This window comes from Actinopolymorpha sp. B17G11 (assembly GCF_040196095.1).
In the GTDB taxonomy this organism is placed as follows: domain Bacteria; phylum Actinomycetota; class Actinomycetes; order Propionibacteriales; family Actinopolymorphaceae; genus Thermasporomyces.
Genome location: NZ_JBEFTW010000025.1, coordinates 1 through 24,466 on the forward strand (window position 1 = coordinate 1; position 24,466 = coordinate 24,466).

The window sequence follows — 24,466 nt, forward strand, 5'->3', positions numbered from 1 at the left end:
GCATCGAGCTCCCGGAGCTGGCTGAGGACGGAAGGACTCAGCTCGGCACGTTCGTCGGCGCCAGACCTGGCGAGCGGACCGCCGTACGCCGTCGGCGGCTGGGACAGCAACGCCGCCGCCGATACCGGGCGGAGCCAGGACGTGGAGTCGACGGTCGAGAACAGGTGGGAACCGGCCGCGCCGGGGTTCCACCCGCGGGGGAACACCGCGACGACGCGGCGCTGCGGGTCCTGAGGACTCCCGGGAGCCGCGGGGGCGGCGCCGGTGCCAGGCGGCCCGGCGGGTCCCGAGGAGGCGGCACTCCCCGCGGCTACGGCGTCAGGGTCGACCTCCTGCATGGCAAGGAGCGCGGTCTCGCTGAGGAACCGTTGCTGGACGTTGACCACCGAGGACTTGACCGCCGGACCACCACCGGCTGTGAGGGCCGGGTCGACCACCAGGGCGGTGAGTGCGCCCTCCGGGGTCGCGAGGGACGCCACCGGGCTCGATCCGTCGCGCGGCAGGTCCGGCATCGCGTGCTTCGACAGCAGCACGGTCTTGGCCCCACTCGCGGCGATCATCTCCAGTGTGCCGGCATCGGCGTAACCGTCGCCCGGCCAGGCGAGGGTGCCGCTCGCGCGATAGTCCTTGACCGCCTGCTTGGCCGCGTTGACCGCCTGGCCGGAACGTTCGGTGAACCGGTGACGCTCGAGTGCGGGCAGGTCGGGATCCGCGTACGGCAGCATCAGAGTGTGACCGGCGTCCAGCACTCCACGGGCGCGGTTGAGCCACCGGCGGATGTCGGCGGTCTCACTGGCTTTGACCTCCCTGCCGTTGGAGGTCGTGTAACCGTCGGCCATGCGTTCGGCCTCGGCCAGGAGCGCCGGGTCGACGACGAAGGTCAGGTCATGGGCCGAACCGAGCTCGAGAAGGCGGCTCAACCGGCCGTTCGGTCCGAACTCCTTGAGGTTCGGCAGGCCGTCCGGTGTGGTGGTACTCCGTGAAGGACTCGTCCGGGGTGGCGTGCTGATCTCCTCACCGGCGACCAGGCCGGGGCGGCCGTTGATCGGCAGCAGGAACGACACCTCCACCGGCGTCATCGTGGTGCCCTTCTCGATGAACGGAAGGAACGACCGGGCCCGCCAGGTCTCCCGCTCGGAGGTGTCCGGTGGGAGCGCCCGGATGTCGACGCCGACGACATAAACGCCGGACTCGTCGAGCTGCAGCTCGTCAGTGGGGACGGCGACCTCGAACTTTCTCGTCGCCCGCGGTGGCAGCGTCGTCGCCACCTCGTCGACGAGCTCCCACGGCTCGTCCAGGCGTACGCCGAGGCGTTCGCCGGGACGTTCGGCCGCCGCCGTCGCGAGCTGATCACGGGTGGTGAGAGGAGTCTCATCGAGCCACAGCATCGCGTTGACGGTCGACAGCGGGACGTCACCGGTGTTGGTGACCCGCCCGGAGACCCGGATCTCCTTGGTGGCGGACGTGGCATAGGGGGTCTGTGAGTCGACGGTTACGCGGAGTCGAGGCTCCCCGTCGGCCGTGGCCGGGGTCGCGGCCGCGAGCACGCTGACGAGGCTGGCCAGCACGGTCAGCAGCGCGCACAGCAACCTCCGACACGGCAACACCCCTCGATGCTAATGGTCGCCGCTGAGAGGCATCGGCGGTCCCGGGGATGGCGGGAGGGCGGGTGACGGCCGGACGGGCTGGGGCCACGCCGTACGCTTGCCTCCCGTGTCGAGCGACCGGCTGAGCGAGGCCCAGCGCCGAGGCGTACGCGAACTGTTGCGGATCGCACCCGTGATCGACGAGCTGGGCGCGCGGTTCCAGTCCGCGGGCGTGCCGCTCGCCCTGGTCGGCGGGTCGGTGCGTGACGCCCTGCTCGGGCGGCTCGGCCACGATCTCGACTTCACCACCCGGGCACGACCCGACGAGATCGAACGCCTGCTGACCGGGTGGGCCGACGCCACATGGGACATCGGCCGCGACTTCGGCACGATCGGCGCGCGCAAGGGCGAGTGGACGATCGAGATCACGACGTTCCGTGCCGAGTCCTACGACCCGGAGAGCCGTAAGCCGACGGTGACCTACGGCGACACGCTCGACGGTGACCTCGGCCGGCGCGACTTCACGGTCAACGCCCTGGCCGTCACGCTGCCCGTCACCCGGCCGGAGCGGGTCTTCGTCGATCCGTACGGCGGTGTGACCGATCTCGTGGCGGGTGTCCTGCGTACTCCCGGTACGCCGGAGGCGTCGTTCACCGACGACCCGTTGCGGATGCTGCGGGCGGCGCGCTTCGCCAGCCAGCTCGGCTTCGCCGTGGCGCCGGAGGTGGTCGAGGCGATTCGGGCGATGGCCGAGAGGATCTCGATCGTGTCGGCCGAACGCGTCCGCGACGAGCTGGTCAAGCTGGTCTGCGGTGCGCATCCGCGGGCGGGCCTGGAGCTGCTGGTGAGCACGGGTCTGGCCGATCAGGTACTGCCAGAGCTGCCGGCGCTGCGGCTCGAGGTCGACGAACACCACCGACACAAGGACGTCTACGAGCACAGCCTCACCGTCCTGGAACAGGCGATCGCGCAGGAGCAGCGGGTGCGCACGGACGGCGCCGCGGACTTCGTGACCCGCTTCGCCGCGCTGATGCACGACATCGGCAAACCGGCGACGCGGCGGTTCGAGGGCGGCGGTCGGGTGACATTCCACCACCACGAGGTGGTCGGGGCGAAGATGACCGCGAAGCGGATGCGGGCGCTTCGGTTCTCCGGCGAGCAGATCCACGACGTGGCGCGGCTGGTGGAGTTGCACCTGCGTTTCCACGGTTACGGCGGTGGAGAGTGGACCGACTCGGCCGTACGACGCTACGTCCGCGACGCCGGCCCGCTCCTCGACCGGCTGCACGTGCTCACCCGGGCCGACTGCACCACCCGGAACAAGCGCAAGGCGGCCGCACTCCAGCGCACCTACGACCAGTTGGAGGACCGCATCTCCCGGCTGGCCGAGGAGGAGGAGATCAACCGGATCCGGCCGGACCTCGACGGGAACGCGATCATGGAGCTGCTGGGCGTCGGGCCGGGGCCGATCGTGGGGCGGGCGTGGCGGCACCTGCTGGAGGTCCGCCTCGACCAGGGACCGCAGGACCCCGAGGCCGTCCGGGCGGAGCTCCTGCGCTGGTGGAAGGACCAACCCGAGTCCTCCGGCTAGATGGGGTGACCCAGGACTGCCGGCGGACCACCGGCTGAGCTGCGTGCGAATGACAGCTCGGCACAGGACCGGCGCAAGGCGGGACGGCCCGGCGGCCGTCGGACGGCGGTCGGACGGCGAATGACCACGCTGAGCATGCCTGTGGCACCTGGAACAGGCATGGACGCCTCGGAAATGTCCACAGACCTGCTCAGCGTGGTCATTCCCCGCCGGCCCGCCGGGTCAGGGGAGGGAACGCCGGGTCTCCGCGTACGCGTCGTCCCGTGGGCGGGTCCAGACTCCGGTCACACGGGCGTAACCCACCGCGGCCGCCGCGTAGACCGCCGCCGAGCCGATGAGGATCGCGTACGACTTGCCGGTCGGGGGCAGCGTGACCGCCGCGAACGCCGCCGCCGCGACGAAGACCACGTTGAACAGCACGTCGTAGAGCGCGAAGACGCGCCCCCGGTAGACGTCGTCGATCGTCTCCTGTACGAGCGTGTCGACGCAGATCTTGATGCCCTGCGCCGCGACCCCGAGGACGTAGGCCGTCGCCAGCATGCTGACCCGGGTGTAGAACGCGCCCGGCAGGACGATGCTCACCGCCGCCGCACCGAAGAGCGCGACCATCCAAGTCTCCTTCCTTATCCGGCGTACGACGATCGGCGTCAGCAGCGCGGCCGTGCCGTAACCCAGCCCGCTGGCGAGAACGGCGGTGGCGACGCCAGCGAGTCCAGCTGAGGCGTTCGCGGGCGAGAAGTAGTTGCGGTAGAGCAGCAGCATCGCCACCGCGGAGACGCTGTAGACGAACCGCTGGACGCCGATCGCCGCCAACCCGTAGACGGCCGACCTCCTCGACCACACGTGCCGGGTGCCGTCGACGAAGCCCTGCAGGACGTGCCCGACCGCCTCTCGTACCGCCCGCCGCGCCGTGTCGAGGTCCGGCCCGAGCAGCCGTCGAGACATGCGCAGCGCCAGCAGCCCGGCGGCCAGAAAACCGATCGAGGCGGCGCTGAGCACCACCGTCTCAGGGCCCGCTGAGACCATGTCCCCGCTGAGCGTCGCGACGCCTGAGCCGACCCCGATCCCCACGAGGTAGGCAAGGGTGCCGCAGGTCGGGGAGACGGCGTTGGCCATGACGAGACGATCGAGCGGTACGACATGCGGAAGTGCCGCCGACAGGGCCGTCAGCAGGAACCGGTTGACCGACAGGCAGGCAAGGACCAGCAGGTAGAAACCGGGACCGTCACCGTTGCCGGACACAAGCACTGCGATCCCGGCCGCCAGGACCGCCCGGATGAGGTTGGACGCCAAGAGCACCTGCCGCCTCGACCAGCGGTCGAGAAGCACCCCGCAGAACGGCCCCAGTAAGGAGAAGGGCAGCAGCAGCGCCGCGAACCCGGCCGCGATGGCGGTCGCCGTCGGTTGCCTTTCCGGAGAAAAGAGAACATACGACGCGAGTGCGACCTGAAATATCCCGTCGGAGAACTGCGAGGCAAGACGGACCGCGAAGAGCCGGCGGAAATCCCGGTACCCCAGAAGCACCCTGAGGTCGGTCACGAACTGCACTTCCCAAGGCTAGTTCGCAAAGCCTCCACCCCGGGGCCAGACGAACCGGCTGCCCGGGGTGGAGGAGAAGAAGCTCAGCGCTTCTGTAGTGGGGTGAGGGTGGAAGGTTCAGCGCTCGACCTCGCCGCGGATGAACTTCTCCACCAGATTCCGCGCCTCGTCGTCGGAATACTGCACGGGCGGGCTCTTCATGAAGTACGCCGACGCCGAGAGGATCGGGCCGCCGATGCCGCGGTCCTTCGCGATCTTCGCGGCCCGGATCGCGTCGATGATGATGCCGGCGGAGTTGGGCGAGTCCCAGACCTCCAGCTTGTATTCCAGGCTGAGCGGCACATCACCGAACGCACGCCCTTCCAGTCGTACGTACGCCCATTTGCGGTCGTCGAGCCACGGCACGTGATCACTCGGACCCACGTGCACGTTGCGCTTTTCCAACTCGCGCGGGATCTGCGACGTCACCGACTGGGTCTTCGAGATCTTCTTCGACTCGAGCCGATCGCGTTCGAGCATGTTCATGAAGTCCATGTTGCCGCCGAAGTTGAGCTGGTACGTCCGGTCGACGACGACGCCACGGTCCTCGAAAAGCTTCGACAGCACGCGATGCGTGATGGTGGCGCCGACCTGACTCTTGATGTCGTCGCCCACGATCGGCAACCCCGCGTCGGTGAACTTCTTCGCCCATGCGGGATCGGTCGCGATGAAGACCGGCAGGGCGTTGACGAAAGCGACACCCGCGTCAAGCGCACATTGCGCATAGAACCGGTCGGCCTGCTCAGAACCCACCGGAAGGTACGAAACGAGCACATCGGTCCCGGTGTCCTTCAACGTCTGCACGACATCGACGGGATCCTGGTCCGATTCGGTGATGGTCTCGCGGTAGTACTTCCCGAGTCCGTCGAATGTCGGCCCGCGCTGAACCGTCACTCCGGTCGGGGGGACGTCACAGATCTTGATCGTGTTGTTCTCGCTCGCACCTATGGCGTCGGCGATGTCCTGGCCGACCTTCTTGGCGTCGACGTCGAAAGCGGCGACGAACTGGACATCCCGGACGTGATACGGGCCGAACTCCACGTGCATGAGGCCCGGCACCTGCTGGCCCGGGTCGGCGTCCCGGTAGTACTGGACGCCTTGGATCAGTGAGGTCGCGCAGTTGCCGACACCTACGAGGGCAACCCGGATCGACTGCGAATCCCTCAAGGTCATCTCCCTTGTCTTAAGCACCGCAGTGTCGATGCACCCCTGAAGGTGAAGCGCACCGTTGTCATTTGTGCACCGCTAGGGCGTGTCTCCCAAGTCATCTCGCGCGCGAACGTCGACGCGGTTCAGTTCGCCGGCTGTCCGCGTTCCCGCTGCTCCGACGCGATCATGCTGCTGAGCCAGCTCACTTCCCGTTCGACGGACTCCAGGTCGTGGCGGTGGAGTTCGACGGCATAGAAGTCGACCCGTTCCTGGGTGCGTTCGAGCTGGGTGCGGACCCGGTCCAGCCGTTCCTCCAGGCGGCGCCGCCGCCCTTCGAGGATCCGCAGGCGCACGCTGATGTCCGTACGGGCGAAGAAGGCGAAGTGGACGCCGAAGTTGTCGTCCTCCCAGGTCGAAGGGCCACCCTCTGCCAGGAGTTCGGCGAACCGGTCCTCACCGCTGTCGGTGAGCTGGTAGACGATCTTCGCGCGGCGCCGTCCAGTTGTGGTCGTGTCCGACGTGTCCTCGGAGATCCAGCCCTGCCGGAGCATCGCCTTGAGGCACGGGTAGAGCGAGCCGTAGGAGAGCGCCCTGCCCCACCCGAACTGGGCGTTGAGCCGCTTCCTGATCTCATACCCGTGCATCGGGGTTTCGTTCAGCAGCCCGAGCACAGCCATCTCGAGTACGCCGCTTCGTCGTGCCACGCCTTCTCATCCGTTCCGGGGGTTCGTTCCGGGGGCCCGGCGACACCGGAGTCGCGCGGGGTCCGTGCCATGCCGGCGTCGACCGCGGTGCGGCCTCAGACAGGCGACGCCGCCCAGCACCGGACGAGCCTCGTCGCTCGTGGTCGGATACCAGCTCCGATATATCGCATCGATACATCGACGCGATAGGCGTGCACGATAGGTCAGCGAGCCGGTCCGGCGCAACACCCCCATCGGCGTACGAACCGCGCATCGGGCGCGACCTTCAACCCGCTGGCATGAGGCCGTACCCTCGATGCCATGTGGTCCCAACGGTCGGTCGTCGATTACAGCCTGCAGCGCAAAGCCACGCTGCTCGCGCTGTTCGGTGGCCGCGCGACCGTGATGGAGGACGTCTGCGACGCCGACCCGTATCTCCTACGGGCGGCGAAGTTTCACGGGGAACCAACAGACCGGACCTGTCCGGTCTGCCGCAAGGAGAAGCTCACGAACGTCACCTATGTGTTCGGTGACGAGCTCGGGCAGTACTCCGGCCGAATTCGCCAGACCGCCGAACTCGAGGCGATGGCGCGCGAGCACGGGGAGTTTCGCGTGTACGTCGTCGAGGTGTGCCAGGGCTGCGGGTGGAATCACCTCACCACCTCCTACGTCCTCGGCGATGGTGTGCCGCGGCGACCCCCCCGTCGACAGCGCACGGTGGAGGACGAATACTCGTAGACCGGACACTTTGCCGTACCCGTCGGTAGCGCCAGTCGCTGCCGGCCAACCCTAGAGGGACGACACTGTGACGCGGATCCGTTCCCGTGGCGGCCGTGACGACTATCGCGGAGCCACACCTGCCGCCGGTCGGCGTACCGGCGGCAGTTCGTATGACGACGCTCGGCGCGACGGCCGTGCGTACACCGGCGGCGGTGCGAACTCCGGAAACGGTGTGTACACCGGTAACGGTGGCCGGCACACCGACGGCTACGGAAGTCGTCGTGGCCACACCTCCATCGCCGCGCGCGAGGACGGCTACGTCGGACAGCGTGCCGACCGCTTCAGCGGGATGCCCGACGACCGCCCGACCGAGCGGCGATCCCTCGGTCTGGTCGACGTGTTGGACGACGGCTACTCCGGCCGTGCGGGCGACGGTCGCCGCGGAGGACGCGCGAACGGTGGTCGTGCGGGTGGTGGCCGACCTGGTGCACCGCAGGGGCACCGTCGAGGAGGCGCAGGTGGTGGCCGGTCGCACGGCCGGGTGCGGCGTCGCCGGCGTGGTCGCCAGATCCTGATCGGGCTGCTGCTGACGTCCGGTCTCGGCCTGCTCGCGGCGGTCGTGGCGTTCGTCATCATCTACGCGCGCACCGAGCCACCCAACCCCAACGAGTTGGCGACGGCCAATACCACCACGCTGTACTACAAGGACGGCAAGAGCGTGATGGGGTCGTTCCAGTTGGAGGATCAGGACCGGATCTCGGTTCCGCTCGACCAGGTGCCGCAGCACGTCCAGGACGCCATCATCGCCGCCGAGAACCGGACCTTCTGGACCGACAGCGGGATCTCCCCGACCGGCATCGCCCGTGCCGTGTGGAACCAGGCCCGCGGCCAGTCGACGCAGGGCGGGTCGACGATCAGCCAGCAGTACGTCAAGAACTACTACCTCACCCAGGAACAGACCTGGAAGCGGAAGTTCAAAGAGCTCTTCATCACGCTGAAGATCGAACGCACGCAGTCGAAGCAGCAGATCCTGCAGAACTACCTCAACACCAGCTTCTTCGGCCGAGGAGCCTGGGGCATCGAAGTCGCCTCCGACGCCTACTTCGGCAAGCACGTGCAGGACCTCACCCCGCAGGAGGCGGCGGTGCTGGCCGCGATGTTGCGGGCGCCGAACAACTACGATCCGTCGGTCGACCCGACGAACAAGCCTCGGCTCGAGGGCCGCTACCGGTACGTCCTCTCCGGGATGGCGCAGCTCGGCTCCAAGGTCACTTCCCAGCAGGCGAACACGTGGCCGCTACCCAAGATCAACCCGTCCAGCAACAGCAAGACCTATGACGGGCCCAACGGCTTCCTCCTCGTGCAGGTCCGCAAGGAGCTGTCCAAGCTCGGCTACAGCGAACGTGACATCGACTCCGGGGGCCTGAAGGTCACGACCACGTTCGACCCCAAGGCACAACGGGCGATGGAGCAGGCGTTCACGAAGAACTTCCCGAAGAAGAGCGCCAAGGGTGTCCACGCCGGAGCGGCGGCGGTGCGCCCCGGCACGGGCGAGGTCGTGGCGATGTACGGCGGGCCGGACTATCTCAAGCGGCAGTTCAACGACGCGACGCAGGCGAAGCTGCAGCCTGGTTCGACGTTCAAGGCGTTCGCCCTGGCCGCAGCGCTCGAGAACAACATCTCACTCGAGAGCAGGTTCTCCGGAAACTCGCCGTTCGAGCTCGAGAACGGCGACGAGGTCAACAACGAGTTCGACGAGGACTACGGCGAGTACGTCGACCTGACGACGGCGACCCGCGAGTCCATCAACACCGCCTTTGCCGATCTGACCGTCAACGGGCTGAAGCCGGGTGGTGCCGGCAAGGTCGTCGACGCGGCCATCCGGGCGGGCGTTCCCGAAGACACCAAAGGTCTGGACAAGCACGCCAAGGTCGCTCTCGGGTTCGCCTCGGTGTCGCCGACGGACATGGCCAACGCCTATGCCACGTTCGCCGCCGGTGGGCAGCACACGAAATGGCACGTCGTCCAGCAGGTCGCCAAACGCAGCGGCGAGGTCGAATACGAAGCGCCGATCGGACTGGACCGTGCGTTCGACAGTGACGTCGTAAGCGACATCAACTACGCACTACAGGACGTCATCCAGAACGGAACCGGTGAGAACGAGGCCAAGGCGATCGGCCGGCCGGCCGCCGGCAAGACCGGTACACACGAGGACGAGACCGCCTGGTTCGTCGGCTACACCCCACAGCTGTCGACCGCCGTCGCGTTCTACAAGGACGCCGACGGCGACGGCAAGAAGGAGTCCCTGGACAACGTAGGCGGCCAGGGCACGTTCTTCGGCGGCGGCTATCCGGCGCGGATCTGGACGTCGTTCATGAAGGCGGCGTTGAAGGGTCAGCCCAGGGCCCCGTTCCCGCCGCCGGCCGAGGTCGGCAAGGACGTCAACCCGAAGCCGACCTGGACGCCGACGCCGACCGCGGAGCCAGAGCCGACCGCGACGCTCCCGCCGGGGCCTGGCGAGGATCCGGGCCCGGATCCCAAGCCGACCTTCACCGGGCCAGGTGAGCCCGAGCCGACCCAGTCACCGGAGCCCACACCGACCGAGGACGATGGCTGGCCGCCATGGGGTCGAAACGACTGATCTGCCTGCGTGATCTTCGTACGGTCGCCTACCGAGAGGTAATAGTTCCGGGTCAGACGGGTAAATGAGTCCTCTCCAGGTACCGACAACCGGGGCTCGATAGGGCACGATGGGGCGGAACCGGGACCGACTCGTTCATGCCCCTTCGAGCTGGTGGTCCCGCACCCCAGACAGCCGGTGCGAGGTAGGACTCACGGAGGCGTGGTGAGCAGGAGCCCGTCGCGGGAAGATCCGCTGGCCCGCTTGGCGACCACGTGGCTCGGGGGTCCGATCGGTCGCCATGCGCGGATCGGTGTCTCCCGGTGGACACCGCTCGCCGTCGCGTTCCTGGTCACGACCGCGCTGTTCGTCATCGGCATCGTCGAGAAGGCCCCGTGCCACGGGCAGGGCTGGCCGCGTGACAACTACGCGTTCAGCCACCTCTGCTACACCGACGTCCCGTACCTCTACCGCGAACGCGGATTCGCCCAGGGCGGGATCGCCTACCTCGACCGCGGGGACTACCCACCGCTTGAGTACCCCGTCCTCACCGGGGCGGTCATGCAGGTCACGGCGTGGGTCACGCAGACGTTCGAGAGCGCTGACGCCGTAGCCGCCAGCGTGTTGTTCAACGACCTGACCGTCGTCGTGCTGTTCGGCTTCGCCCTGCTCACCGCATGGGCGCTGAGCCGGATCACCCCGCATCGTCCGTACGACGCGATGTTCTTCGCCGCCGCGCCGACACTCGCGTTGGCCGGCACCATCAACTGGGACCTGGTGGCGGTGGCGCTGACGACGTGTGCGCTGCTCACCTGGTCGAAGTCCCGGCCGTTCGCGACGGGGGTCCTGCTCGGCCTGGGGGCGGCCGCGAAGTTCTATCCGCTGTTCCTGCTCGGTCCATTACTGGTGCTGGCGCTGCGGTCGGGGAAGCTGCGCCTGTGGGGCGTGACGCTGCTGTCCGCAGTCGCCGCCTGGATGGTGGTCAACCTGCCGCTGCTGCTGTTGGCGCAGGACAGCTGGGCGGCCTTCTGGTCGTTCAACGCCGACCGGGCCGGCGACTTCGGCTCGATCTGGTATGTCCTCGGCCTTGCCGGACACCCCGTGTCGATGGTCAACGCGGCCTCACTCGGGCTCTTCGCACTCGCCTGTGTCGGCATCGCGTGGCTGGGACTGTTCGCTCCCCGGCGACCCCGGCTGGCGCAACTGGTCTTCCTGACCGTCGCGGCGTTCGTCCTGGTCAACAAGGTCTACTCGCCGCAGTACGTCCTCTGGTTACTCCCCCTCGTCGCCCTGGCTCGGCCGCGGTGGCGGGACTGGTCGGTGTGGCAGGCCGGTGAGCTCATCTACTGGGTGGCGATCTGGTTGCACCTGGCAGGGGCGCTGGTTCCGGCCGCCGACGGGACTCCGGACCGGTTCTACTGGCTCGCGGTCGGTGTCCGGATCGCGGCGACGGTCTACCTGTGCGTGATGGTGATACGCGACATCCTCGCCCCCGCGACCGACGTCGTACGTGAGGGCGGGCTCATCGACGACCCGGCCGGCGGTCCGTTCGATCACGCGGCTGACGCGGGCAGGCTCCGGCGCTGGTTCGGTGCCGAGCGGCCAGGACGCGCCCCGGTCGGGGAGGGCGCCACGCCGTGAGCGGGAGAAGGAGGGCGAGCGACGGGCCACCGCCGGACGAGCACGGCGGAAACGGTGACGGTCACGGGCGCTCCAGCGCACCTCCACCTCCTTCCAGCCAGCACGCCCGGCGGCGGAGCGATATCCCTGGCTGGGGCGCGGGCGCCGGGCCCGGCACCTACCAGCCACGGCGCGCCGCCTCGCGTCGAGTCGAGCAGCCCGAGCATCCGGCACCCGGCGTTTGGCCCCCACCCGCCGACCCGCCACCGGGTGGCTGGCCAGGAGGTGGCGAATGGCCACTGCGTGTCAACCCCAACGGTCTGTCGGACGGTCCGAACGGCAACGTCAACGGTCCGCCGAGCGGGACGCTGAGCGGTCCGTTGGGGGCGATGTCCGCGCCGCCGTCGGCCGCCCCCGAGCTGCCGCCGACTTTCGGCGTACCTCCGTGGGAGCAGCACACGCCGGCACCGCCATCGCGGGAGCAGTCGTCCCGGGGAGAGCAGCAGTTCGCCTCGGGGTGGGAGCAACCTCCTCTGCGCGGCTACGCCACGCCAGTCGAGGAGGAGCCGCCGCGGTGGACCGATCCGCTCGGCCCACCGCAGGGCTGGGGAATGACAAATCCGGCTGTGCCCGACACGAGGAACGGCAACACTGGTCGACATGCGGACATTGCCGCCTGGAACTCCGACCAGTCATGGGGGGCCGAGCCTCGGACCGGCATCGAGGAGGTCAGTGAGCCGGTCACCGATCCCGGCTTGTGGTACGCCGACGCCGGGTCCGGTCTGGCCGGTGGGGGCCACTCGGAAGTCCCGTCGGCGCGGCCACGTATGCACGACGCACTCGACGATCCCACGACAACCAGCCATGCTGAGTGGGTCGACGAGCAGCCGCGGCGTACGCGGAGTGAGGGGTGGACGATCGACAGGCACGAGCATGCACGCGCGCCTGGGCTTGATGACAGCAATCGGTGGGGGGACGACCGTAGCTGGAACGGACGATGGGGCGGCCCGGACGCGGAAACCACGGGCCACCATCTCATCGACCCACCGCCGGGCCAGATGATGGAACAGTCACCGCACCGACGCGCTGACGGCTTGCGGGCCGAAGGCCACCGGTCTGAGGGACCTCGTGGCGAAGGTCTGCGAGGTGAGGGGTTGCCCGGCAAGGGTCTCCGTGGTGAGGCGCCGACCCGCACCGATCCCGTACCCGGTCGGTGGGCCGACGCCCCGCAGGACCGGTCCGGTGAGCGTCGCCGGCACGGCGGCGATCCGCCGCCAGGTTCCCGCCGCGTGGGCGCGGCTCCCGCTGGTGCCTCTGCGGTCGGGTCCAGAGCCGAGTCCGACGGGTACGCCGAGACGCGTTCGCGGATCATGGCCTGGACTCGGCTCACGCCGATCGACCTCGAGGTCCTGCAGTGGTGGTTGCTGACCAGGCTCGGCATTCTGATCGTCGTTCTCAGTGGGCCATTGCTCTTCCTCACCGAAGGCGAGGTCCCCGGCTTTCTCGACCGGTGGAAGCAGTGGGACTTCTGGCACTTCGACCGGATCGCTATCCACGGCTACTTCGCACCAGGGTGGGATGTGCCGGTGGAGGCGTTCTTCCCTGGACTACCGACCGTGCTGCGGCTCGGGCACGCCGTCGGACTGCCTACGGTCATGGTCGGCCTGCTGGTGTCGTTCGTCGCCGGCGGAGTGGCGGCGGTGGCGCTGGCGAGGCTCGCCGAGGCCGAATGGGGTGAAGGTGCCGGCCGGAGAGCCGCCGTCATGTGGATGGTCGCGCCCCCCGCGATCTTCCTCGCCGCGCCCTACACGGAGGCGTTGTTCCTCGGACTCGCGATTCCGGCCTGGCTGGCAGCGCGGCGGGGCCACTGGTGGCTCGCCGCGGTGCTCGCGGCAGGTGCGTCGACGGTCCGGGTCTCCGGACTCTTCCTCGCCATCGCGCTCGCCGTCGAGTTCCTGACCTCCCCCAAACGGCGGGAATGGGTGCAGGGGCTGTGGCTGGCCCTGCCGCTCGCCCCGTTGCTCGGCTACATGGCCTATCTCAAGGTCGAGACGGGCGACTGGCTGCGGTGGTACAACGCCCAGGCCGACGAGTGGTACCGCGGCTTCACCCCACCGAACGAGGCGCTCATGAACACCATGGATGCCGCCGGCGGGAAGGACGTGTTTGGCGACGTCAGCGAGGCGGTCCGGGCCAACTTCGAGTGGATGTTCCGGGCCGAGATCGTCGCGATACTGGTCGGCGTCGTCCTGACCGTCGTCCTGCTGGCCATCCGCCGATGGGGCGAAGCTACCTGGGTCGGCATCCAGGTACTCGCGTTCATGACGTCGTACTGGTTCTTCTCCGTGCCACGGGCATCCCTGCTGTGGTTCCCCCTGTGGATGGGGCTCGCGGCGATCTCGCTCCGTAAGCAGTGGGTGTGGCTGACGTACCTCCTGGTGGCCGTCCCCCTGCTGGGCATGTGGACGTGTGTGTACGTCACCGGCAAGTGGGCCGGCTGAACGTCGACGTCACGTGGGGTCGGTGGCCTCCGACGAGGCGCTCGGGTCACGGGGTGCCGGGCACGGCCTCGTCCATGACGATGCGGTCGAACGTCGTGAAGGTCATCCCGACGTTGACGTGGAGTTCCGCGCCGACCTCGGGAGGGCGTACGGACGACGGGAGGAACAGCACGCTCACCTGCATGTGCGGCGGCTCCGCGAACCATCGCCGGTGGTCCTCGATCGTGAAGGGTGACAGCGCCCGGCCGGCGGCTTCGAGGCCACTCAGCGCGAGCGTCTTGGCCCGTGTGCGCAGGTCGCCCACATGGCTCGGCGCCTCGACGGCGATGCCGTGGGCCGTGCCGCCACTCACGACGACAAGGTGACCGTTGCCGGGCACCTTCCGCTGGCGGTACCCGAACCGCTCGCCGCGGCGTACCGGATGGACGTCGAGGACGTGCGCCTTGGCGTGGAAGGCGTCCCGGTCGGCCAGCCACAGCTTCGTACCGACCCTGGGGCGGAACTCCGTCGCCGGATGCGCGGCGGTGAGCTCCGCCAACTCCTGCGGAGTGAGGTGGGAGACCCACAGCCGGTCGAGCGGCAGGTCGGCCTCGCGGAAGCGTTCGATCCAGCTCTCGACCTCCTGTCGGTGCGCACCGGCGACCGGGAGGGGCAGGTGCAGCGCCCAACCTTCACATCGCACTCCGTCGAGGAGCTTGGCGACCATCGGAAGATCATCAGCGGGGATGCCGTGGCGCTTCATCGACGTGAGCAACTCGACGACGACCCTCGGCTCGCCGGGGCCGTCCACCAGCACCTGCAGGTCGGCGAGCCGCGAGACCGTCTGGATGATCCGTGCCTCCGGCACGCCGTCGGTGTCGGTTGCGCTCCGGGACGGCCCCGGCCCCGACGTACGGGCTGCTCCCTGCGGTCCGTCGCCCACCCCGTGGAACGCACGCACCGGCGTCAGCACGAGTAGGTCGCCCGGAAACTCGTCCGCCACGCTGGCCAGCTCGTGGTAGGTGCCCACCGCGAGCGTGTCGGCGCCCAGGCGGGCCGCCTCGCGGGCAAGCCGGGCCAGACCGAACCCGTAGCCGTTTCCCTTGGCGACCGGCACGATCCGGGGGTACGCCACCAGCGAGGCGGCATGATGCGCCCGCCAGCGTTCGGTGTCGACGTACAACGTCAGTGCCATGGCAGTGTCCTTACCGTGTGCGGCCTCGTACCCGCGTCTACCCGCGTCGGCTCATGTAGAGGTCGAACGCGCTGTAGAGCAGTCGAGAGATCGGGAGATCCCACTCGCCGAGGTATTCCACCGCCTCGCCTCCGGTGCCGACCTTGAACTGCAGCAGCCCGAAGTGCGGGTCGTCCTCGTCGAGGGTGTCGGTGATCCCGCGCAGGTCATAGACCGTCGCGCCGGCGTCGAGGGCGTCCCGCATCATCTGCCACTGGATGGCGTTGGAGCCGCGGACGTCCCGCTTGTGCGTGGACGAGGCACCGTTGGAGTACCACACGTGGCTGCCCATGCGTACCCACGTCGTGGCCGCCACCAGGTCGCCCTCGTGGTGGGCGAGGTAGAGCCGGATCCGGTCGGGATCCTCGGCATTGAGGGCGCGGAACATCGTCGAGAAGTACGTCAACGGGCGGGGATTGAAGTGGTCGCGCCGCGCCGTCTCGACGTACAGCTCGTGGAAGGCGGGCAGGTCGTCCGCGCTGCCACGGGTGACGACGACGCCGGACTTGGCGGCCTTCTTGATGTTGCGGCGCCAGAGCTGGTTCATGCCCTTGAGCAGGCCGTCCTCGTCACGCCCGTCGAGCGGAACCCAGAAGACGTGGCGCGGCTGGCCCGCCGCGAACCCGGTCGCGTTCTCGGCCGGTGGGCGCCAGCCGAGCGCGCGGAGCTGGTCGGCGACCGCCGTCGCCGCGTGGTCGCTGTGATCGGCGGGGACATCGCCAAGCGCCTGCGTGGCCCCCTCGGCGAGGGCGGTCTTCACCGTGGCCGCGGTCCAGCGTCTGGTGACCACCGGCGGTCCCATCCGGATCCCGAACGCCCCCTGCGTGGTGACGTGCTCGGTGAGCGGCGTCAGCCACCGACCGAGGTCAGGGTCCGACCAGTCGATGATCGGCCCCTCGGGGAGGTACGCCAGTGAGCGGCGCATCTTGGGCAGCCGCCGGTAGAGGACAAGTCCGGCACCGATCACCTTCTCGCCACCGTCGGCGTCATCGACCCAGCCCACCGACTCGGCCCGCCACTCCCGCTTCACCTCCCCCCAGGCAGGGGTCTGCAGGAAGCTGGCCGACTCCAGGGTGGCCAGGAAGGCCAGATGTTCCTCCGGCGCCAGGGTGCGTACGCGCAATGCCACGCACGCGAGGCTACCGGTCATGGGAGAGGTTCGCGGCCGAGTGGCCAGGCTGTCCTGCGCCGAGGCGGTTGGGGTAGGGGCAGGCGGCCGGGTGCCCGGCTGCTGCAAATGACCACGCTGCCCATGCCTGACCTCGGCGAATGACCACGCTGCCCATGCCTATGGGCGCCGAATAGGCGTCGACGCCGGTGCCTGCTGCTAGAGGCATGCTCAGCGTGGCCACTCGCGCGCGCCACGCATTGGCGGAGGCCTGTCCGTCAACCGGAACAGGCGGGACTGGCGCCTACGCTTGGATCAGCCGGCGTCGAGGTGCTCGCGCAGCCAGGCAATGTCGGCACCCTGCCCCTCGGCGCCGCCGGGTGTCTCCACCACGACGGGCGCCCCGGCGGAACGGATCACCGCCAGCAGGTCCTCGGCGGCGATCTTGCCCGTGCCGAGGTTGGCGTGCCGGTCGCGCCCGGAGTCGAACCCGTCCTGGGAGTCGTTGGCGTGCACCAGGTCGACCCGGCCGGTGATCGCCTTCACCCGCTCGACGACGGTGGCGAGCTCCTCGCCACCGGCGTGGAAATGGCAGGTGTCGAGACAGAACCCGATGGTGTCGCCGCCCTTGGCGGACCCGATCGCCTCCCAGAGTCGGGCGATCCGGTCGAGCCGGCGGGCCATCGCGTTGTCGCCGCCGGCGGTGTTCTCGATCAGCACCTGGCAGCGCATCTCGAGCCGGTCGATGGCCTTGCGCCAGTTGTCGAACCCGATCTCGGGATCGTCGTCGGAGAGCACGTGACCCGCGTGCACGATCAGGGCCTGGGCTCCCACGCCGGCCGCGGCGTCGACGAACTGCTGCAGCAGCTTGCGGGACGGGATCCGGATCCGGTTGTTGGTGGTCGCGACGTTGATGAGGTAAGGCGCGTGGATATAGAGCCCGACGCCGGCCTCGGTGGCTGCCGCGGCCAGCCCTTCGGCACCTCCTGCGTACGCGACCTTCGGCGCCTTGTAGCTCTGCGGGTCGCCGAGGAAGAACTGCACGATGTCGGCGGAGCGGACGCGCGCTTCAGCGATCGGGTCTTCCTGATCGACGTGGGCGCCGATGGGCACGCTGGTCATGTTCCGAACCCTACGAGGTGCCGCCGACACCTGTGCGCAGCGGTGCGTACTGGCGCGCGTTGCTGGTGCGGGGTGCTGCCGCCGCCCGCACGTGCGTGGCGCGCGCGCCCCTATATCCCGAGCCGTGTGGCGAGAGACCTCCTGCAGCTCCGACGCCCCGTCTGTGATCCCTGGCCGCGAACCTCCGACCATCGTGCGGCGTACCGGCACCGGAGGGCCTGCGGACGAAGGTGAATTGCCATCGCGGGCCCACGTTCGATCGGAGGAGATCAGATGACCACCAGACGCGGGTCGTGGGCCGTGGGCGGGTTCGTCCGCTCGAGATCGGCTGGCAGACAGGTCGCGTCCCGGGTGGCGCTCGTGGTGGCCGCCGCCGCGGCCCTGCTGGCGGGCGTGGGGGTCGCGGGGCCGGTGCAGAGTCCGGCGAGTGCCGCCTCGGCGACGAAGGTGGAGGGACTGAGCTGGATGTTCGAGGAGTCGGCGGAGAACTCGGAGGCGGTCAAGCGGGCCCGTGCCGAGTGTCCGCAGGGCAAGCGGGTGCTGGGTGGCGGCGCCCGGATCAACGGCCCCGGCCGGATGGTCCTCACCCGCCTACGGCCCTACTACGAGAAGACCTACGGCAAGTCCGGCTACGTGGTGACGGCGGCGGAGACCTATGCGGGCAATTCCAAGAACTGGAAGGTCGATGTGTACGCGATCTGCGCCGACCCGCTGCCCGGCTACCACATCGTGACCACGCAGACGGCGAGGTCGTCGTCGGCGAGGCAGGCGGCCGTCGCGCCGTGCCCGGGCGGCAAACGTGCCGTCGGATCGGGTGCGACCGTGGGTCTGGACCACGGGCTCGAGGTCGGGGTCGGCCTGCAGGTCGCACGGGCGTCCGGCAGTGGTGACAGCACTCGGGCACAGGCGCACGAGGCGCCGCAGGGCTATCCGTACGACTGGAACCTGTTCACCCACGCCGTCTGCGCCGACACGCCCGCGGGGTACCAGGTCGTTTACGACGCTTCGGAGCAGCGGGGGACCGAGTCGTACAAGGTCGCTTACGCGAAGTGCCCGGAGTACTGGGACTACTCGATACCAGGACTCCCACGCAAGTTCCGCAAGCCGACCATCAGCATGGGCGGGGCGGTGAGCGATGTCGCACCAGCGGACGCCACGCTCCGAACGATCGAACCGTGGTACTTCGACCGGATCATGACCGGTGCCGTCGGTCCGACGGACAGGAGTTGGGACTCGATCGTCTCCCAGGCCATCTGCGTCTTCCGGTAGGTCGCGGGGACTCCGGCGGTCGTGGGTTGCCGTCGGCGCGGAGATCCCGGCGTCGAGACGTTGATCAACGATCACCGGAGAGCAGTACTGGGGCCCGGCGCGCGAGGGTGCACGAGCCGGGGCTGGTAGCCTTTCCGTTCCGTCTGGCGTACGACGCTCGCTCCCATGGCGCGCCCTCAGCCGTCGCCGGCCTGACGCAAGCCCTCCTGCCACGGAGAGACCGTGGCCGCCCGAGTCCAGAGGAGGTGGGGTTCCACATGCGTCGCTACGAAGTCATCGTGATCCTCGACGCCGATCTCGAGGAACGCACCGTCGGACCGTCCCTTGACCAGTACCTCACCCTCGTCCGTCAGGGCGGCGGTTCGGTCGAGAAGGTCGACGTGTGGGGTCGGCGCCGCCTGGCGTACGCCATCAACAAGAAGTCCGAAGGCATCTACGCGGTCCTCGACCTGTCGTGTGAGCCTGCGGTCGTACAGGAGCTCGACCGTCAGCTTGGCCTGAACGAGTCGGTGCTGCGGACTAAAGTCATCCGCCCCGACGCCCGCTGATAGGAGACGTTCATGGCAGGCGACACGATCATCACCCTCGTCGGCAACCTGGTCGACGACCCCGAGCTGCGGTTCACCCCGTCCGGCGCCGCGGTCTCCAACTTCCGGCTCGCCTCCACTCCGCGCACCTATGACCGGCAGAGCGGTGAGTGGAAGGACGGCGAGACGCTGTTCCTCACCTGCAACGTGTGGCGGCAGGCGGCGGAGAACGTCGCCGAGTCGCTGCAGCGCGGCATGCGCGTGGTGGTGCAGGGCCGGCTGAAGCAACGGTCGTACGAAACCCGCGAGGGCGAACGCCGTACGGTCTATGAGATCGAGGTCGACGAGGTGGGCCCGAGCCTGCGCAACGCGACCGCCAAGGTCACCAAGACGACCCGCTCGCAGGGCGGCTTCGGTGGCGACGACCCGTGGCAGACGCCGCAAGGCGGCGGTGGCGGCCGGGGCGGCCAGTCCGGCGGTGGTCAGTCGGGAGGCGGCGACCCGTGGGGCGGCGGCCAGGGCGGTCCAGCCCAGGGCGGCCAGCAGGGCGGGTCCTTCGACGAACCGCCGTTCTGACCGGACCTCCCGGCACCACGACCACCGAGACTCCGTATGTGTCCATCACTGACCATTCCCGCACTGTGCTGTGCCGGTCCCGACGAGTTCGGCTCGCCGGTCCGTCCCACCACCAGCGGGGCTTCTGAGGAGGAGCACCACGATGGCCAAACCACCTATTCGCAAGCCCAAGAAGAAGGTCTGTGTCTTCTGCAAGGAGAAGATCTCCTACGTCGACTACAAGGACACGACCCTGCTGCGCAAGTTCATCTCCGACCGCGGCAAGATCCGCGCCCGGCGGGTGACCGGCAACTGCACGCAGCACCAGCGTGACGTCGCGGTGGCGATCAAGAACTCCCGCGAGGTCGCCCTGCTGCCCTACACCAGCACCGCGCGCTGAGGGAGGCCGCTGACATGAAGCTCATCCTCACCCAGGAAGTGTCGGGTCTCGGCGCTCCCGGCGACATCGTCGAGGTCAAGGACGGCTACGGCCGCAACTACCTCATGCCGCGCGGGCTCGCCCTCAGGTGGACCCGGGGCGGCGAGAAGCAGGTCGCATCGATCCGCAAGGCACGCGAGGTACGCGAGATCCGCGATCTCGGCCAGGCCAAGACGGTCAAGGGCCAGATCGAGAGTCTCGACGTCAAGCTCACCGCGCGATCGGGCGGCAGTGGCCGGCTCTTCGGTTCCGTGACCGTCAGCGACATCGTGGCGGCGGTCAAGGACGCTGGTGGGCCCAACATCGACAAGCGGCGGATCGAGATCACGACGCCGATCAAGACACTCGGCAGCCACCAGGTGTCCGTACGCCTGCACGCGGAGCTCAGCGCGACCCTGTCGCTGGAGGTCGTCTCCGCCGCCTGACATAGGACAGCGGAGCCCAGCGCGCGGTCACTCCCAGGTGCCCCGCGTGTTCAGGTGGGGGAACGGTTGGTCGGGAACCGGCTGTCCGAGGAACTCACACAGCGGTCCCCAGCCCTGGTCGACGCGGTGGACGAGGAGCCGTTCGGGCGCGATGGTCGCTCGGACGGCGGCGTTGTGGTGCCGGAACGCGTCGATCACCTGCCTGCGGTCGTGCGGTTCGCCGCCGAGGCTGCGTTCGACGATGACCCGCCGCGCCATGTCGTTCCACGACCCGGTGGGATCGTCGGTCCACCCGAGCGCGACCGGGCGGTAGATCGTGCTGCTGTAGCTGTCGAACCACTGCGCCGGGTCCCGCACGGTCAGGAGGACCTTCGCCTCTGGGTAGGCGTCGGCGAGCTCGCGCCAGAAGGCGCAGCCCGGCCAGTCGAGTGTCGCGGTGTAGTCGGCGTAGATCCGCTGCCAGTCGAAGGCGGGATCGTCAGCCGCCTGGACGAAGAGTTCGGCCTGCTCCGGGTGCGCGAACACCTCGCTCATGTGATGCGGGGTGTAGCCGAGGATGGCGAGTGCGGAGCGCAGGGACACGGTCCCGGTTCGCCCCCACCCTGCCCCGATGAGCTGAAGTGACATCACCGCAAGCATAGGCCGATCTTGCCGGGACGAGATCGCGAACACGGTGCCGCGCGCAGAGGGGCGCATCCCTCGGTGCCGAAGACCGACTACGGGCAGGACGGGTTCGAGTGCTCGTGGGTCAAGGCGTGCTGACCGGGTCCGCCGCATCGTGGCTGGGTGCCGCCACACCGGAACGCCGGAGTTCGGCGATCTCGGAGCGAAGCGCGCGGACCTCCTCGAGAAGCACCCGGTCGCGTTCCTGTGCCGCGGCCTCCTGCTCGGCCTCCTCGACGGCCCGTTCGGCGGCGATCTCGGCCTCCATCGCGCTCACCACGACCGCGATGAAGAGATTGAGCACGGCGAAGCTCGAGATCAGGATGAAGACGACGAAGAAGATCCACGCCAGCGGTACCTCGGCCATCAGCTCGCGGGCGATGTCGGGCCACGCCTCGCCGGTCATCACCTGGAAGAGGGTGAAGAGCGTGGTGCCGAAGTCGCCGAAGTACGCAGGGACCACCTCGCCGAACAGCTTGGTCGCGATGACGGCCGCGACGTAGAGGATGAGGGCCAGCAGGGCGCCCGTGGACGCCATGCCCGGCATCGCCGCGAGGAGGCCGGACACCACCCGGCGCATCGAACTAACCTGGGAGATCAGCCGGAGCACGCGCAGGACCCGCAGAGCCCGGACGACGGCGAACGGCCCCGACGCCGGGATCAGGGCGATCGCGACCACGGTGATGTCGAAGATGCTCCACGGGTCGCGGAAGAACCGTCGGCCGTGTGCGTAGATCCGCAGCAGGATCTCCACCACGAAGAAGATCAACGCTGCGCGGTCGATCCAGTGCAGTGCGTCCCCGAGTTCGCGGAGCAGGCCGGGTGAGGTCTCGAGGCCGAGTGTCACGGCGTTGAGCACGATCACGGCAGTCACGCACTGCTGGAACCAGCGGTGTTCGACAAGGTTACGGACCTGTTCGCGTGCCACGTACGTACTCCCTCTTCGGTGTAGCCGGCGCAGGTGGGAGGGTAACGAACGGTCGCTACCATGTACGCAGTGTCATCAGGTCGATGCGTACCGTCTGCTGTGGTCACCTCGTCCACGTCCGGACGTGGGCCACCCCGGCTCGCGTAGTTTCCCGCGTGGCCGCGCCGCATCCTCGGTCGCCCACCCCTCTCAGGGGTTCCGCCCGTCCGCGATCCGTGCGTACGGTGGGCCGAGGCGTCGCGAAGCTGCGACCACCTTCACGGGCGGATCCGACCGACCCGCTGAAGGGAGCGTCGACGTGAGGCGACAGGGCACCGGACCGCGCCGCGTCATCGCTGCCGCCCTGGCCGTGATTCTCCTCCCTGGCATGACGGCCTGTGAGGCGACGGGGACGCAGCGGGACGCAGGTGGGTCGGCGCGCGAGAAGGCGGCACCGCGGACAAAGACCGTCTCGGCCACACCGACCCCTACCGACGCGCCTCGTCGCGATGAACGCGGTGGACGCGCTGGACGCGACCGCGGTATGCCGGTCCCGGACTCCGGATCCGCCGTCGACACGACCAGGCTCGCGGCCCAGCTTCAGCAGGCGCTCGACGAGCAGCGCTTCGGTGAGGGCATCGTCGACCTGACCCTGGACCGGCGGACGGCCATGCCCAATGTGGACGTGGCGGTCATCGAGCTCGACGCGTCCGGTCGGCCGAGCGCGGTGGCGAACGCGGTGATGAGCGCGGACCATCCGCACGGAGCGGTGGTGCCGATCGGCGAGAACCTCGGCACCACGAAGGTGCGCTGGCGGCGGTGGGACATCAACGCGTGGGAGGCCGGCAGGGCCGGGACGGAGGACGTCGTTCGCGGGCGCGAGGACGCCCCGCTGGAGTTCATGTCGCCGTATCCCGCGTCTGTCGTGAAACTGATGGTCGGCTTCGGCGTGCTGCGCGCGGTGGACCGCGGCCAGCTCTCGCTCGACGACCGGCTGTCCTACACGGGAACTCCGGAGAACTGCGCCGCGCGGGGGGAGAAGCTCACCCGCGACGTCCGCGACTGGTTCGACCGGATGATCACGGTGTCGGACAACGCCGCTACCTGCGTCCTGCTGGCAAGGCTGCACGACCTGGAGACGGTGGAGCCGCTCAACGCGACGTTCCGCCGGGTCGGCCTCACGACCCTTCAGGTCAGGGGCACCGATCCGGAGACCGGCGGCTGGTGGCTGGACATGAACATGTCCGCCCTCGACACCGCCCGCCTCCTGCTGGTGCTCTCCGGTGCTCCCGGCACGCTTTGGCGTACGCGCGAGGGCGCGGCCGTGACCGCAGACCTGCTGAGCCCGTCCTCCCGGGCGTTCTTCACCAGGACGCTCGGGCAGCAGGGCCTGAACCATGCGCTGTCGACCAGCAACTGGTGCGGACGGGAGTACCCGGCCAGCGGGATACCGCAGCGGGTGCCTGAGCGGTGGATCCGGCGTACGGACGGCACCGTCACGGTGGACGGCCGTGCCTATCGGCAGGACGTACGCCCGTGCAACCGGCGGGCGGAGGTGACCTTCGCGCACAAGACCGGCCTGTCGATGGAGGCGGCTGCCGACGTGGGGATCGTGCGGTCGCTGCCGGGAGCGCCTGAGCGGCACTACATCGTGGCCGTGTTCACGAACCTCGGCCAGCGCTTCACCGACGCGGACAAGCCGGCGGATCCGCCGGGCACCTATCCGGTCGCCTACACCGAGAAGATCGCCAAACTGGGCGACCGCATCGACACGATCATGATCGAGCGGCACGCGAGCCACTAGCGTCCGCAGGACGCCGACGTCGCGGCGGCGTCCGGGAGTGCCGCGCTCTCCGGCTGTGGGGACGCCGGCCGCGCTCTCCGGCTGTGGGGACGCCGGCCGCGCTCTCCGGCTGTGGGGACGCCGGCCGCGCTGATCGGCGGTACGGGTAGCGGGTGCGCACTGCGCGGACACAGGAGTGCACTGTCGGCGTACCAAGATCACATCCGGGTTGCGAATGCCCGGCCAGGTGTGGAAATTTCCTTCAGCCGTGTGTCACCTTTGGACAGCCGTAGCCGTAAGAGGTCTGTCCAGTGGCCTGAACATGCGCGTCGAACCAGTCGCACCAGTCACTCAAGTCCCACCAGTCGGGTGAAGGTTCGCCACAGCGCGGATTCAGGTCGTTCGGA

20 protein-coding genes are annotated in these 24,466 nt (G+C 69.0%); 11 read left to right on the forward strand and 9 right to left on the reverse strand.

The genetic code is table 11. The annotated features are described in order from the left end of the window. Positions 1–1,607: DUF6049 family protein (locus ABN028_RS23015; RefSeq protein WP_349698060.1), on the reverse strand; the 1,607-nt coding region annotated here is incomplete at its 3' end. A 106-nt stretch (positions 1,608–1,713) separates the two neighbouring features. Between ABN028_RS23015 and ABN028_RS23020 the strand changes: the two genes are divergently transcribed. Then, positions 1,714–3,177, forward strand: coding sequence for a CCA tRNA nucleotidyltransferase (locus ABN028_RS23020; RefSeq protein ID WP_349698061.1), 1,464 nt, complete (start codon positions 1,714–1,716; stop codon positions 3,175–3,177). Between the two features lie 222 nt (positions 3,178–3,399). Here ABN028_RS23020 and ABN028_RS23025 read toward each other — a convergent pair whose 3' ends face one another. From ABN028_RS23025 to ABN028_RS23035, 3 genes are all read right to left on the reverse strand, one after another. Then, entirely contained in the window at positions 3,400–4,725 is a 1,326-nt protein-coding gene (locus ABN028_RS23025; protein WP_349698062.1) for an MFS transporter, read from the reverse strand. 108 nt (positions 4,726–4,833) lie between these two features. Continuing rightward, positions 4,834–5,922 carry an inositol-3-phosphate synthase gene (locus ABN028_RS23030; protein ID WP_349330363.1) on the reverse strand — a complete coding sequence of 363 codons (1,089 nt, stop codon included), beginning with the start codon at positions 5,920–5,922 and terminating at the stop codon, positions 4,834–4,836. Between the two features lie 125 nt (positions 5,923–6,047). Then, positions 6,048–6,608 (reverse strand): PadR family transcriptional regulator, encoded by a 561-nt coding sequence (locus ABN028_RS23035; protein WP_349330364.1) that lies wholly within the window; start codon positions 6,606–6,608, stop codon positions 6,048–6,050. Positions 6,609–6,908: 300 nt separating this feature from the next. Here ABN028_RS23035 and ABN028_RS23040 point away from each other — a divergent pair, with 300 nt between their 5' ends. From ABN028_RS23040 to ABN028_RS23055, 4 genes are all read left to right on the forward strand, one after another. Beyond that, positions 6,909–7,325: a DUF5318 family protein gene (locus tag ABN028_RS23040; protein WP_349330365.1), complete on the forward strand. Its 417-nt coding sequence runs from the start codon at positions 6,909–6,911 to the stop codon at positions 7,323–7,325. Between the two features lie 67 nt (positions 7,326–7,392). Next, positions 7,393–9,948, forward strand: coding sequence for a transglycosylase domain-containing protein (locus tag ABN028_RS23045; protein WP_349330366.1), 2,556 nt, complete (start codon positions 7,393–7,395; stop codon positions 9,946–9,948). A gap of 204 nt (positions 9,949–10,152) precedes the next feature. Then, the gene (locus ABN028_RS23050; protein ID WP_349698063.1) at positions 10,153–11,568 is read left to right on the forward strand and encodes a glycosyltransferase family 87 protein; all 1,416 of its coding nucleotides are present in this window, start codon (positions 10,153–10,155) and stop codon (positions 11,566–11,568) included. Then, positions 11,565–14,048 (forward strand): mannosyltransferase family protein, encoded by a 2,484-nt coding sequence (locus tag ABN028_RS23055; RefSeq protein ID WP_349698064.1) that lies wholly within the window; start codon positions 11,565–11,567, stop codon positions 14,046–14,048. Before ABN028_RS23050 ends, ABN028_RS23055 begins: the two co-directional genes overlap by 4 nt. Before the next feature lie 46 nt (positions 14,049–14,094). On the opposite strand, the gene ABN028_RS23060 is transcribed toward ABN028_RS23055, so the two are convergent. The 3 genes from ABN028_RS23060 to ABN028_RS23070 all read right to left on the reverse strand — a co-directional run bounded on the left by ABN028_RS23060 (position 14,095) and on the right by ABN028_RS23070 (position 17,491). Next, on the reverse strand, positions 14,095–15,222 hold the full coding sequence (locus tag ABN028_RS23060; RefSeq protein WP_349698065.1) for an alanine racemase: 1,128 nt from the start codon (positions 15,220–15,222) through the stop codon (positions 14,095–14,097). 37 nt (positions 15,223–15,259) lie between these two features. Beyond that, on the reverse strand, positions 15,260–16,390 hold the full coding sequence (locus ABN028_RS23065; RefSeq protein ID WP_349698066.1) for a lipid II:glycine glycyltransferase FemX: 1,131 nt from the start codon (positions 16,388–16,390) through the stop codon (positions 15,260–15,262). Positions 16,391–16,684: 294 nt separating this feature from the next. Beyond that, entirely contained in the window at positions 16,685–17,491 is an 807-nt protein-coding gene (locus ABN028_RS23070) for a deoxyribonuclease IV (protein ID WP_349330371.1), read from the reverse strand. 273 nt (positions 17,492–17,764) lie between these two features. Here ABN028_RS23070 and ABN028_RS23075 point away from each other — a divergent pair, with 273 nt between their 5' ends. From ABN028_RS23075 to rplI, 5 genes are all read left to right on the forward strand, one after another. Continuing rightward, positions 17,765–18,760, forward strand: coding sequence for a hypothetical protein (locus tag ABN028_RS23075; RefSeq protein WP_349698067.1), 996 nt, complete (start codon positions 17,765–17,767; stop codon positions 18,758–18,760). A 257-nt stretch (positions 18,761–19,017) separates the two neighbouring features. Then, positions 19,018–19,308, forward strand: a complete 291-nt coding sequence (rpsF, locus tag ABN028_RS23080) for a 30S ribosomal protein S6 (RefSeq protein ID WP_349330373.1) — start codon at positions 19,018–19,020, stop codon at positions 19,306–19,308. A gap of 12 nt (positions 19,309–19,320) precedes the next feature. Next, on the forward strand, positions 19,321–19,863 hold the full coding sequence (locus tag ABN028_RS23085) for a single-stranded DNA-binding protein (protein ID WP_349330374.1): 543 nt from the start codon (positions 19,321–19,323) through the stop codon (positions 19,861–19,863). Between the two features lie 142 nt (positions 19,864–20,005). Further along, on the forward strand, positions 20,006–20,242 hold the full coding sequence (gene rpsR, locus ABN028_RS23090; RefSeq protein ID WP_349330375.1) for a 30S ribosomal protein S18: 237 nt from the start codon (positions 20,006–20,008) through the stop codon (positions 20,240–20,242). 14 nt (positions 20,243–20,256) lie between these two features. Next, a complete protein-coding gene (gene rplI / locus ABN028_RS23095; protein WP_349330376.1) occupies positions 20,257–20,706 on the forward strand; it encodes a 50S ribosomal protein L9 in 450 nt (149 codons plus the stop codon). Between the two features lie 27 nt (positions 20,707–20,733). Here rplI and ABN028_RS23100 read toward each other — a convergent pair whose 3' ends face one another. After that, on the reverse strand, positions 20,734–21,333 hold the full coding sequence (locus ABN028_RS23100) for a sulfotransferase family protein (RefSeq protein WP_349698068.1): 600 nt from the start codon (positions 21,331–21,333) through the stop codon (positions 20,734–20,736). 121 nt (positions 21,334–21,454) lie between these two features. Next, positions 21,455–22,297 carry an ion transporter gene (locus ABN028_RS23105; protein WP_349698069.1) on the reverse strand — a complete coding sequence of 281 codons (843 nt, stop codon included), beginning with the start codon at positions 22,295–22,297 and terminating at the stop codon, positions 21,455–21,457. Between the two features lie 298 nt (positions 22,298–22,595). On the opposite strand from ABN028_RS23105, the gene ABN028_RS23110 reads away from it, so the two are divergent. Continuing rightward, entirely contained in the window at positions 22,596–24,080 is a 1,485-nt protein-coding gene (locus ABN028_RS23110) for a serine hydrolase (RefSeq protein ID WP_349698070.1), read from the forward strand. Positions 24,081–24,466: the final 386 nt, after the last annotated feature.

Bases quoted from the DNA above. Each gene is read 5' to 3' on its own strand.
- ABN028_RS23040 (WP_349330365.1), top strand. From the start codon at position 6,909: ATGTGGTCCCAACGGTCGGTCGTCGATTACAGCCTGCAGCGCAAAGCC.
- ABN028_RS23060 (WP_349698065.1), bottom strand. From the start codon at position 15,222: ATGGCACTGACGTTGTACGTCGACACCGAACGCTGGCGGGCGCATCAT.
- ABN028_RS23070 (WP_349330371.1), bottom strand. From the start codon at position 17,491: ATGACCAGCGTGCCCATCGGCGCCCACGTCGATCAGGAAGACCCGATC.
- ABN028_RS23075 (WP_349698067.1), top strand. From the start codon at position 17,765: ATGACCACCAGACGCGGGTCGTGGGCCGTGGGCGGGTTCGTCCGCTCG.
- rpsF (WP_349330373.1), top strand. From the start codon at position 19,018: ATGCGTCGCTACGAAGTCATCGTGATCCTCGACGCCGATCTCGAGGAA.
- ABN028_RS23085 (WP_349330374.1), top strand. From the start codon at position 19,321: ATGGCAGGCGACACGATCATCACCCTCGTCGGCAACCTGGTCGACGAC.
- rpsR (WP_349330375.1), top strand. From the start codon at position 20,006: ATGGCCAAACCACCTATTCGCAAGCCCAAGAAGAAGGTCTGTGTCTTC.
- rplI (WP_349330376.1), top strand. From the start codon at position 20,257: ATGAAGCTCATCCTCACCCAGGAAGTGTCGGGTCTCGGCGCTCCCGGC.
- ABN028_RS23100 (WP_349698068.1), bottom strand. From the start codon at position 21,333: ATGTCACTTCAGCTCATCGGGGCAGGGTGGGGGCGAACCGGGACCGTG.